The organism is Paraclostridium sp., assembly GCF_051656405.1.
GTDB lineage: Bacteria > Bacillota > Clostridia > Peptostreptococcales > Peptostreptococcaceae > Paraclostridium.
The window spans coordinates 1-11203 of record NZ_JBOGBV010000017.1; the positions used below are offsets into that span (position 1 = coordinate 1).

Genomic DNA, 11203 nt, shown 5'->3' on the forward strand with positions numbered 1-11203 from the left:
TTATTTTCTTTTGCAAAATTTATGCTTTTCTCTATATCAATCTTTTTTAGGCTAGCCATTATTAATACTCCTTGTTATAATTATTAGGTTAATACAAACACTTATTATAACATATTTTTTCGAAACTTATTAGGAGGTACTTTTATATGAATAGATATACAAAAGTTATAAATATGATGGAAAGTTACTATACAAAAGATTATGAAAAGAAGAAAAAAAACGTAACTAAAGTTAGGGAAGTAAGAGAAGATACTGTTAGAAAATTCTTCTTACAAGGTGATTGCGAAGTTTTAGTAATATTAGAAGATAGTGGCAGAGAAATACTATTAGATGACTTTTCTTCAGAAGAAGATATAAAAAAATACTTAGGCCCTAAATTTATAAATAAAAAATAATTCTTTCTCCCTAAAATTTTAGGGAGTTTTTTTGATTTTTGTGTTATAAAACTTAAAATTGAGGTAATAATATAATATATAAATATTTAAACAATATTTAACTCAATCTCCCCAATTGTGAGCTTTCGTTCCCCCGATGAAAGCTCTTTTTTTATTCAATGGATATATTAGGAATCTAAATTATCCGAGCTACGTTTTTATTATAATATTGATATTTAAAATTTTTGGAGTATAATAGTTTATTAATAACTATTAAGGAGTTGTTGTTTATGATTAAAATAGGAAATTTAAATTTAGATACAGAATTTGACTATAGAATTATAAGAGAGGAAGATAACGATATAGACTTATTTATTGATATTAATTACAGAAGCTTAGATATAGATTGTGCCGATAGTAGCATTTTCTTTGCATCAAGGTTACAATTTCCATTCGTTAGATCAATAATACTTAGATTCAATAAATTAAATAATTTAATGACAGTACATCTTATGAGAGATATTGATTTATTCTCTGCATTCGCAAACTTTGAAATTGATTACTCAAATTCAAGTATATCTATTAAAAACGATAAAGAAAAAGTAATTTTTACTAAACAAGCACTATAGTTATAAATTAATAAGGGGGCCTTAATAGGCCCCTTTATTAATTACTTATAATCAAAGTATAGTATACCATTCTCTACTAGTCAATTTGTTTTCTGAAAATTCTCATTTATTATTTTTTATCAACTTTTCCAAATGCAGTTAAGTATATATCTTTTAATTCTGATACAAGTGGATATCTTGGGTTAGCTGGTGTACATTGATCATCAAATGCATCTAAAGCTAACTTATCAACTGCAGCTACAAAATCTTTTTCACTTACCCCACATTCAGCAATTGTTCTTGGTATATTAAGTTCAACTAATAATTTATTTACAGCATCTATTAAACTAACAACTCCCTCTTCTGTAGTTTTAGCTTTTAGCCCTACATATTTTGCTATTTCAGCATACTTCTTATCAGCTACAAATGATTTATATTTAGGGAATGCTGAAAACTTAGTTGGTTTAGTTGCATTATATCTTATAACATATGGTAATAATATTGCATTAGATCTACCATGTGATATATGGAACTCTGATCCTAGTTTATGTGCCAATGAGTGATTTATTCCTAAAAATGCATTTGCAAATGCCATACCTGCCATACATGATGCATTGTGCATTTTTTCTCTTGCTTCTTTATCACTACCATCTTTATATGCTCTTGGAAGATATTCAAATACCATTTGTATAGCTTTTATAGCTAATGCATCTGTATAGTCTGTAGCCATTACTGAAACATATGCTTCTATTGCATGAGTTAATACGTCTACTCCTGTATCTGCTGTAACAGCTTTAGGAACTGTCATAACAAAGTTAGGATCTATTATTGCTATATCTGGAGTTAGCTCATAATCTGCTAAAGGATATTTTACATTATTAACTTTATCTGTTACTACTGCAAAAGATGTAACTTCTGAACCTGTTCCTGAAGTTGTAGGTATAGCTACCATTTTTGCCTGTCTTCCTAACTTAGGGAACTTAAATACTCTTTTTCTTATATCCATAAATCTTAGTCTTAAATCATCAAAGTTAACTTCAGGATTTTCATAGAATAACCACATACCTTTAGCTGCATCCATTGATGATCCCCCACCTAAAGCTATTATAGTATCAGGCTTAAATTGTCTCATAACATTTGCACCATTTAATACAGTATCTACTGATGGATCTGGTTCTACATCTGAAAATACTTCAATCATAACTGGATTATTTCTCTTTCTTAAATGATAAGTTAATTTGTCTACATATCCTAATTGAACCATCATTCTATCTGTAACTATCATTACTCTATTAGTATCTGCCATTTTCTCTAAATAGCTAACTGATCCAAATTCATGGTAAACTCTCTCTGGTATTCTAAACCATTGCATATTATTTCTTCTCATAGTAACTTTTTTAATGTTTATTAAGTTTACTGCTGATACATTGTCTGTTGTTGAGTTATTACCCATAGATCCACATCCTAACGTTAATGATGGCATATTTACATTATATATATCACCTATTGCTCCATGAGTTGAAGGTGCATTTACAAGTAATCTACCTGTTCTAACCTTTTTCCCAAACTCTAGTATTATATCGTCGCTATTTGAATGTATAACTGCAGAGTGTCCAAGACCACCAAATTCTGTCATTTCTACACATTTTTGTATTCCTTCTTTATATCCTTTTACTTTATAACAAGCTAAGACTGGACTTAATTTTTCTTTAGATAATGGATAATCATATCCAACTCCTTCAAGTTCAGCAACTAATATTTTCGCATTTTTAGGTACATTCTTTATACCTGCCATTTGAGCTATTTTATAAGCACTTTGTCCTACTATGTCAGCATTTATTGTACAACTCTCTTTGTTTATAACTAATCCTTCTAATAATTCTTTTTCTTCTTTATTTACGAAATAGCAATCATAAGATTTCATTAATCCTACCACTTCATCATAAATTTCTTCATCTATTATTACAGCTTGTTCTGATGCACATATCATTCCGTTATCAAATGTTTTTGATAATATTAAATCATTTACTGCTTGTTTTGCATCAGCTGTTTTTTCTATATAACATGGTACGTTCCCTGCTCCTACTCCTAAAGCTGGTTTTCCAGAAGAGTATGCAGCTTTAACCATACCTGGTCCCCCTGTTGCTAATATTAATGACACTCCATCATTTTTCATTAAAGCGTTTGAAGCTTCAATTGATGGCTCCTCTATCCATTGAATACAATCTTTTGGTGCTCCTGCTGATATAGCTGCATCTCTAACTATTTTAGCAGCTTCAGATGAAGACTTTTGAGCTGATGGATGGAAGCTAAATATAATTGGATTTCTACTTTTCATAGCTATTATAGATTTAAACATAGTTGTTGAAGTTGGGTTTGTTACAGGAGTAACTCCTGCTATAACACCTATAGGTTCTGCTATTAACTTATAATTTTCTTCTTCATTTTCCTCTATAACACCAACTGTTTTTTTGTACTTTATACTATTGTAAACGTACTCAGTTGCAAATATGTTTTTAGTTACTTTATCTTCAAAAACGCCCCTTTTAGTTTCGTCTACAGCAAGTTGAGCAAGTTCTATATGTTTATCAAGACCTTTCATTGCCATTTCTTTAACAATCTTATCTACAGCTTCTTGATCTAACTTCAGCATCTCAGCTTTAGCTATATTAGCTTTTTTAACTAAATCATTAACCTTTTCAGTTGCTGTGATTTCTTTTGAACCATTCATATTCACTACCTTTTTAGCTTCTTTAGTCATTTTAAAATCCTCCCAAGATATTAGTTGATTTATATCAATGTTAGTTAATTAACAAACTTTATGTTTATATAATATATCCTAAGAAAACAATTGTCAATAATTTTTCGTTAATTTTTTATCTATTCGTTAAAATATTTTTTAAAATGAATTTTAAAAGTCTATTTTCATGTAATTTTTTGTATAAAAAAAGCTATTGATTATTAAATCGACAGCTTTTTTATAGATCCCAATTACTATTCTTTAAAATTTATAATAACTTCTTTATATCCTAAATTCTTTAGATTACCTTCTAAATTTTTCTTTATACTAATCTTAACTTCCTCCAAAAATCCTTCATCTATAACTTTCTTTTCATATTCTTTCTTGCTATTAGATAGTTCTTTTAAAACCTCATTTACCTCAACTCTATTGAATAGTGCATTTTTTACATCATATATATATACATTTTCTTCATCTATATAGTGTTCTATTATACCCCACTTATTAATGTTTATAGTTATTGAATTTCTCGTGTTGTTTGCAATTGTTATGTCTTTTAAGTTTACGCCACCCTTTACTATACCATTGTACTTTATAATAAAAGATTTTTCTGTGAATGGGATTTTAATATTTTTAAAGCTTTTATCCTTAGTAATAGTAACTATATTGCTATAATTGTACTTAGAAGTTGAAAGTTCTGCTACTTTTTCTATTGTATTTAATACCTTAGATGTGTCCTGTGGTGGTTTTTCGGAAAAAATTAGTCTTGATGAAATTATCCCTCCTATTAAAATACCTATAAATATAAACAGTATTAAAAGTTTATTCTTATTAATTTTTTTGTGTTTTTGTAGCAAATTTTTCCCTCCTTTTGATATAATATAAGCTACGATTAAAGTTTTTAATTTTGTTAACTTAAGAAAAATTAATCCATAAATTTTTTTAAATATGAAAGGAGATTTAAAATGACTTTATTAGTTTTCGGTCATAAAAACCCAGATACAGATTCTATCTGTTCATCAATATCATTAACATACTTAAAAAATCAATTAGGAAATACAGCTAAAGCTTACGCTTTAGGTGAAGTAAGAAAAGAAGCTCAGTACGTTTTAGACTACTTCAAAGTTGAGGCTCCAACTGTATTATCTTCTATATCAAATATATGCAAGGATGATGCTAACTTAGTACTAGAAGGTAAGCCTCAAGTTGTACTAGTAGATCATAATGAGTACGGACAAAGTATAGATGGTTTAGAAGATGCTGAATTAGTTGAAGTAGTTGATCATCATAAATTAGGAGGAATGCAAACTTCTACTCCTTTATCAATGAGATTAATGCCAGTTGGATGTACTTGTACAATAATAACTCAAATGTTTAAAGAGAATAATATAGAAATACCTTATGAGATAGCTGGATTATTAATGTCTGCTATACTATCAGATACTTTATTATTCAAATCTCCAACAACTACAGATATGGACAAAAAAGCTGTTGAAGAATTAAATAAAATAGTTAAAGTAGATGTTGAAAAATATGCTATGGATATGTTTAAAGCTGGTTCTTCATTAGATGGATTTACAGTTGAAGAAATAGTAAATATGGACTTTAAACCTTTTGATATGGAAGGTAAAAAAGTTGGAATAGGACAAGTATTTACTTTAGATATAGATGCTGTTCTTAATAAGCAAGATGAATTCTTAAACTATATAAACAGCACTGATTTCGATATGTTAGTATTAGCTGTTACAGATATAATAAAAGAAGGATCTTATCTAATATACAAAGCTGAAGATAAAATAATATCTGATGCATTTGGTGTTACTGCTTCTCAAGGAGTGTTTGTTGAGGGAGCTGTTTCTAGAAAGAAACAATTAGTTCCAAATTTAACAGAAGCTGTTAAGAAAAACATATAACAAAAAAGGAGTATCTTTAGATACTCCTTTTTTGTTATTATTTTTTTAAAGATTTTATTGCATCAGTAGTTTTAATTTTCATGTCTATTGCTTCATTAAACTTTTCCTTAACAACTTGAGTGTAAATTAAATCTATTAAAAATATTTGAGCAAGCTTAGATGATATAGATCCTGTTTCTAACAATGTTTCTTCTGATATATACTCAAGGTGAATATCTGAGGTACTCTTTAAACTTGATTCTTTCTTTTTAGTAATAGATATTATATCTACTTCATTTTGTTTTGCCATTTCAACAGTTTTTATAATTTCTTCAGTTTCCCCTGAATGAGATATAGCTATTACCAAATCGCCTTTTTGCATTATAGAAGCCATCATTATCATAGTATGGCTACTATCAAAACTTAAACAATTCAATCCAATTCTCATAAATTTATAATTAGAATCTTGAGCTATTATCCCAGAGTACCCTATACCTATAAAATAAATTCTTTTTGCATTTATTATTAATTGCGCACTTTTATGAATCTCAGAACCATTTATAATATCTACTGTACTTTCTAATGTACTTATGTTTGTAGCTAATAGTTTTTTCGCAGTGTCAATTACAGGTTCATTATTTTCTATATTGCTATTTATTATATTTCTACTTTTACTTAAACTTGATATTTCTTGTGCTAAAGTAACTTTGAAATCTTGTAAACCACTAAATCCCATTTTTTTTGAAAATCTAGTTATTGTAGCTTCCCCTATATTACTTTCTTTTGCAATTTGAGAAATAGGTTTATAAAAAACATCTTCTATATTATTTTTAATATACTCTATAAGTATTTTATCTGATTTTGTAACTTTAAAATTAGGTGCCTCTAAGTTTTCTAAAATTCCCATAAGTAAAACCTCTGTTCATTTATTTTTTATTTAAAAAATTATATAATGCTCCTATCATACCTGCATCATTTTGTCTTTTGGCAAATTCGATTCTAGTATTTTCATATATAGTTTTTATAAGCTCTTTTCTTAACTCCTCTTCTATCTTAGGCTTTAAAAACTGTTCTTGAGCCATTATTCCGCCTCCTAAAATTATTACTTCAGGATTTATTATATATGATAAATTTGCTATTCCAATTGCTAATGATTTTATCATATAATCAATTTCTTTTAAACAATCTTGATCTTTATTTTTTGCGATATCGAATATCATTTTGCCATCTATATCTTCTTCTGCAATATTTTTCGATCTTGCAACTCTTTTAATCAAGCTTGTTGTAGATGCTACATTTTGAAAATCCTCTCCATTTATTTTCATGTAGCCTATTTCCCCTGCACTATTGCTAAAACCATGAATTAGTTCGTTATTAATAATTATACAGCCTCCAATACCTGTTCCTATAGTTAAACAAACCGAAGAAGATGCTCCTTTTCCAGCTCCTAACCACATTTCACCTAAGCCTGCGCAATTAACATCATTCTCTACTTCACACCTTATATTAAACTCTTTTTCAACTTCTTTTTTAATTTCCATGCCTGTATATCCAGGTATTAAGTGCTCTAAAGCAAATAAAAGCTTCCCATCTTTTGGATCTACAATACCTGCTGTAGATATACAAATACCTTCTACTTCATAATTTTTTAAATATTTGCTAATTATACATTTTATTTTTTCAAATATTCCTTGACCTCCTTCTTTCAACGCATTGGTATCCATATTTCCTTTTTCTATTATAATTCCAGTCTCTCTTAAAATACCATATTTTATAGATGTTCCACCTATGTCTATACAAATAAATTTATTCATGCCTATACTCCTATATAAATATAATTTTTAAAATAAAGTACATTAGGGAGGGTATTAAGCTACCCTCCCTAATGTACTTTAAACGAACTTTAAATATAGCTTTTTTTATACTACTTTTTTTATTAACCTTTATAGCTGTCATATGAGCATCTTCCGGATAGCAAACTAGAAAATCTCCTTCTTCTAATTTTATAGACCCTGTTGACTCCCCTTCTAGCGGTAAAAAGTCTTCTTTTTCTTGATACTCTTTTTGAACTAAATTTTCAATAAAACCAACATCTATTATTTCGCTTCCTTCAAGCATAAGATGTATATCTATATATTTTTTATGAGCTTCCCAAAATCTTTGCTCTTTTCCACAAGTTTCATATTCTACTATATTTACAAATATATTCTCACCATCTAGTTGGTAACTTCCTTTGTCAAATTCAGATAATGCATTTTTTTTAGCATATTCAAAACAAACTTTTAGATCGTCCTCAATATTTGAATACGTTTTCTCATGTTTTATATTTCCAAATATCATTATAAAGTCCTCCTAATTAGATTCATAATAAACTGTTGACTCAGACTTAACATTATTAGACTTATTAGTTACTTTCAATTGTATCATACTAGCTATTTGCCCTACTACAACTGAAGTTGTTATTGTTATAAGTGAATATGCCCAAGAACTAACGTCCGGAACATTATATTTTAAGTAAACAACTATTATAGCTGATACTACAAACCCAGCGTATGCTCCAAACTTTGTAGCATTTTTACAAAATGCTCCTAGTACGAATATACCTGCTAATACACCTAATACTAGTCCCATAAAACTATTAAACCATTCATATGCTGACTTTATTTCTCCATTTGCTAATACTATAGATACCCCTATTGATAGTATTCCTACTCCAAGAGATATATATTGTGCAATTTTTGTTTGCTTTTCAAAACTCATATCTTTGCTAATTAGAGTTTGTATATCTAGTGTCCAACTTGTTGCAACTGAGTTAAGACCAGTTGATAAAGTAGATTGACTTGCTGCATAAATTGCCGCTAATAATATTCCCGTTACTCCAACTGGCAATTGGTATGCTATATATGAAGCAAAAATTTGATCTTGCTTAACTGTTTGTGCAAGTTCTGGATTTTGATTATAGAATATAAATAAACAAGTTCCTATTAAGAAAAATACAGTTGCTAGCCCTATCGATAATACACCATTTCCGTAAGTCATCTTTTTTAATTCCTTCAAGTCTGTTGTAGTTGTAAATCTCTGTACTATATCTTGACTTGATACATAAGATAAGAATGTGTTAAGCCCTGCTCCTACAAATATTATAAAAACACTAGTCTTTAATATGTTAGGATCAAATAAAACATCGTTTTGACCTAAGAATTTTTCTCCTGTTGCTAGAGTATCAACAACAGTTCCAAATCCACCTTGTATATTCGATATTAAGAAAAATAGAGTACCTGTTACTCCGACGATAAGCACTACCCCTTGTATAAAATCTGTCCATAAAACTGACTTTAATCCACCTGTATATGAATAAATAATCGCGATTACACCCATAACTATTATAAGTACATTTACTGATATACCAGTAAGGTCTGCTAGCACAATTGATGGTAAGTACATAATTATAGACATTCTTCCTATTTGATATGCTATAAACATTAATGCCCCTATAACTCTAAGTCCTTTACTTTGATATCTAATTTCTAAGTACTGGTATGCTGTGTCTAAATCCAACCTACTATATAACGGTAAGAAAAATTTTATTGTTAGTGGTATTGCAATAAATATACCTAATTGTGCAAACCAAAGTATCCAAGTTCCTCCATAAGAATTACCAGCTAATGATAAGAATGAAATTGGACTTAATAATGTTGCGAAAATCGAAACTGAAGTAACCCACCAAGGAATAGTTCCATCACCTTTGAAGAATTCTTTTCCTTTCATCTCTTTTTTTGAAAAATGAAGTCCAGCTAGTAATACTGCCAATAAGTAAACTACTAGTATTGCAAAATCTATCATTGTAAAACCAACCATAGTATTGTGCCCTCCTTATAATTTCAGTTATATAAATTAAATTTTAAGGGATTGCAAGTTATTAGCTTATAATCCCTTATTTATTTTAAATTTTAAATTTATTTAAAGTATTTATTGTTAATCTCTTTTGCATTTGCTATCATTTCATTTGTAGCTTCTTTCATAGGTTGTCTGCAATATCCAGCTTCTACACCTTGTTCCTCAAGTATAGCTTTTATTGTCTGATATAATCCATTATTTAATATATCTGTTATTAAATCATTAGTTATATGTTGTATCTCTAGAGCTTCTGCTACTTTTCCTTCTTTAGCTAACTCAAATATTTGTCTTGCTCTAACTCCATTTACGTTAAATGTAGAACCTATAGCTCCATCAACTCCAAGTACAGTAGCTGGTAACATCATCTCATCAAATCCAGCATATATTAGTTTGTCTGGGAATCTTTTTCTCATTCTTTCTAATAAGTAAAAATCTGCTGCTGTAAATTTAACTCCTATTATTTTTTCATTTTCAAATAATTCACCAAATTGGTCTAAACTCATATTAACACCAGTTAAAAATGGTATTGAATATATTATTAATTTATTATCTACTGAATTTATTATTGTTTCATAATAATGTTTTATTTCTTGGAAATCAAATTTGTAATAAAATGGTGTAACAGCGCTTATTGCATCATACCCTAAATCAGTAGTAAATTTAGCAAGTTCTACAGCTTCTTTTAAATTAACAGATCCTACTTGAGCTATTAATTTCACATCATTCTTAGCTTCATCTTTAGCTATCTCAAAGATTCTCTTTTTCTCATCCGTAGATAACATAAAGTTCTCTCCTGTAGATCCACCTACATAAAGTCCATCTATTTTACAATTATCTATATTGTATCTTACTATTTCTCTTAAACCCTTTTCATTTATATTTCCTTCCTTATCAAATGATACTAATAATGCTGAGTATATTCCTTTCATTATGCTTTCCTCCAGTATTTTAATAATATTTTTATATATTTATTGCATTTGCAAATTTTGCTGTAATAATTTGAGGTCTTGTAATTGCAGATCCTACAACTGCTGAATACACGCCTGTTTTATAAGCTTCCTGTAAATCTTGAGGAGTATTTATCCTTCCTTCGGCAACAATAGGTACATATAAATTCTTAACAAGTGTTCTCATCAATTCAAAATCAGGTCCATCTATACTTTTAGTGTACGAAGTATACCCTGACAATGTAGTTGATATACAATCTACACCTAACTCTTGAGCATTTACTCCCTCCTCGTAATTGGATATATCTGCCATGATTAAAACATTTTTACTTTTCATATAATCGATAAGATCTTTTAAAGTTTCATTATTAGGTCTTTTACGATTAGTTGCATCTATTGCTATCATTTCACATCCAGTTGTTAAAAGTTCATCTATTTCCTTCTTTGTAGGAGTTATATATATTTCTGAATCTTCATAGTTTCTCTTTATAATTCCTACAACAGGAAGTGATGTTGCTTTTTTAATTTCTTTTATATCTTCAACCCCTTGAGCTCTAATTGCTACAGCTCCACCTTCTTTAGCTGCACTAGCCATTTTACCCATTACAAATGGGCTATGTAGTGGTTCATCTTCTAAAGCTTGGCATGATACTATCAGTTTATTTTTAATAATATCTAACATTTCTACATCTCCATTTTGAAATTTATTTTCTTTTTATGTTTTAATAATACCATGCAAACTTTT

General features: G+C 28.8%; 11 protein-coding genes. 3 read left to right on the plus strand and 8 right to left on the minus strand.

Features of this window, described 5'->3' with window-relative positions; translation table 11 throughout:
- The first annotated feature begins 146 nt into the window (after nucleotides 1-146).
- Together ACRDDE_RS02740 and ACRDDE_RS02745 are read left to right on the plus strand one after the other, a co-directional pair.
- Entirely contained in the window at nucleotides 147-395 is a 249-nt protein-coding gene (locus tag ACRDDE_RS02740) for a hypothetical protein (RefSeq protein WP_021428389.1), read from the plus strand.
- A gap of 269 nt (nucleotides 396-664) precedes the next feature.
- Nucleotides 665-1003: a hypothetical protein gene (locus ACRDDE_RS02745; RefSeq protein ID WP_438625376.1), complete on the plus strand. Its 339-nt coding sequence runs from the start codon at nucleotides 665-667 to the stop codon at nucleotides 1001-1003.
- 109 nt (nucleotides 1004-1112) lie between these two features.
- Here ACRDDE_RS02745 and adhE read toward each other — a convergent pair whose 3' ends face one another.
- Together adhE and ACRDDE_RS02755 are read right to left on the minus strand one after the other, a co-directional pair.
- Nucleotides 1113-3743 (minus strand): bifunctional acetaldehyde-CoA/alcohol dehydrogenase, encoded by a 2631-nt coding sequence (gene adhE, locus ACRDDE_RS02750; protein ID WP_438625378.1) that lies wholly within the window; start codon nucleotides 3741-3743, stop codon nucleotides 1113-1115.
- A gap of 233 nt (nucleotides 3744-3976) precedes the next feature.
- Nucleotides 3977-4579, minus strand: coding sequence for a DUF4230 domain-containing protein (locus tag ACRDDE_RS02755; RefSeq protein ID WP_021428438.1), 603 nt, complete (start codon nucleotides 4577-4579; stop codon nucleotides 3977-3979).
- Between the two features lie 108 nt (nucleotides 4580-4687).
- Here ACRDDE_RS02755 and ACRDDE_RS02760 point away from each other — a divergent pair, with 108 nt between their 5' ends.
- A complete protein-coding gene (locus tag ACRDDE_RS02760) occupies nucleotides 4688-5635 on the plus strand; it encodes a manganese-dependent inorganic pyrophosphatase (protein ID WP_278656399.1) in 948 nt (315 codons plus the stop codon).
- A 37-nt stretch (nucleotides 5636-5672) separates the two neighbouring features.
- Here ACRDDE_RS02760 and ACRDDE_RS02765 read toward each other — a convergent pair whose 3' ends face one another.
- The 6 genes from ACRDDE_RS02765 to ACRDDE_RS02790 form a co-directional block, all read right to left on the minus strand.
- Nucleotides 5673-6521: a MurR/RpiR family transcriptional regulator gene (locus ACRDDE_RS02765; protein WP_148551365.1), complete on the minus strand. Its 849-nt coding sequence runs from the start codon at nucleotides 6519-6521 to the stop codon at nucleotides 5673-5675.
- A 19-nt stretch (nucleotides 6522-6540) separates the two neighbouring features.
- Nucleotides 6541-7428 carry an ROK family protein gene (locus ACRDDE_RS02770; RefSeq protein WP_438625381.1) on the minus strand — a complete coding sequence of 296 codons (888 nt, stop codon included), beginning with the start codon at nucleotides 7426-7428 and terminating at the stop codon, nucleotides 6541-6543.
- Between the two features lie 10 nt (nucleotides 7429-7438).
- Nucleotides 7439-7954 (minus strand): YhcH/YjgK/YiaL family protein, encoded by a 516-nt coding sequence (locus ACRDDE_RS02775; protein ID WP_438625383.1) that lies wholly within the window; start codon nucleotides 7952-7954, stop codon nucleotides 7439-7441.
- A gap of 12 nt (nucleotides 7955-7966) precedes the next feature.
- A complete protein-coding gene (locus ACRDDE_RS02780) occupies nucleotides 7967-9472 on the minus strand; it encodes a sodium:solute symporter (RefSeq protein WP_438625384.1) in 1506 nt (501 codons plus the stop codon).
- Nucleotides 9473-9570: 98 nt separating this feature from the next.
- Nucleotides 9571-10440 (minus strand): N-acetylneuraminate lyase, encoded by an 870-nt coding sequence (locus ACRDDE_RS02785; protein WP_438625386.1) that lies wholly within the window; start codon nucleotides 10438-10440, stop codon nucleotides 9571-9573.
- Between the two features lie 31 nt (nucleotides 10441-10471).
- Complete coding sequence (locus tag ACRDDE_RS02790; RefSeq protein WP_438625387.1) at nucleotides 10472-11140, minus strand: N-acetylmannosamine-6-phosphate 2-epimerase; 669 nt, start codon at nucleotides 11138-11140, stop codon at nucleotides 10472-10474.
- Nucleotides 11141-11203 lie beyond the last annotated feature (63 nt).

Bases quoted from the DNA above. Each gene is read 5' to 3' on its own strand.
- ACRDDE_RS02785 (WP_438625386.1), bottom strand. From the start codon at position 10,440: ATGAAAGGAATATACTCAGCATTATTAGTATCATTTGATAAGGAAGGA.
- ACRDDE_RS02790 (WP_438625387.1), bottom strand. From the start codon at position 11,140: ATGTTAGATATTATTAAAAATAAACTGATAGTATCATGCCAAGCTTTA.
- ACRDDE_RS02770 (WP_438625381.1), bottom strand. From the start codon at position 7,428: ATGAATAAATTTATTTGTATAGACATAGGTGGAACATCTATAAAATAT.
- ACRDDE_RS02775 (WP_438625383.1), bottom strand. From the start codon at position 7,954: ATGATATTTGGAAATATAAAACATGAGAAAACGTATTCAAATATTGAG.
- ACRDDE_RS02780 (WP_438625384.1), bottom strand. From the start codon at position 9,472: ATGGTTGGTTTTACAATGATAGATTTTGCAATACTAGTAGTTTACTTA.
- ACRDDE_RS02745 (WP_438625376.1), top strand. From the start codon at position 665: ATGATTAAAATAGGAAATTTAAATTTAGATACAGAATTTGACTATAGA.
- adhE (WP_438625378.1), bottom strand. From the start codon at position 3,743: ATGACTAAAGAAGCTAAAAAGGTAGTGAATATGAATGGTTCAAAAGAA.
- ACRDDE_RS02740 (WP_021428389.1), top strand. From the start codon at position 147: ATGAATAGATATACAAAAGTTATAAATATGATGGAAAGTTACTATACA.
- ACRDDE_RS02760 (WP_278656399.1), top strand. From the start codon at position 4,688: ATGACTTTATTAGTTTTCGGTCATAAAAACCCAGATACAGATTCTATC.
- ACRDDE_RS02765 (WP_148551365.1), bottom strand. From the start codon at position 6,521: ATGGGAATTTTAGAAAACTTAGAGGCACCTAATTTTAAAGTTACAAAA.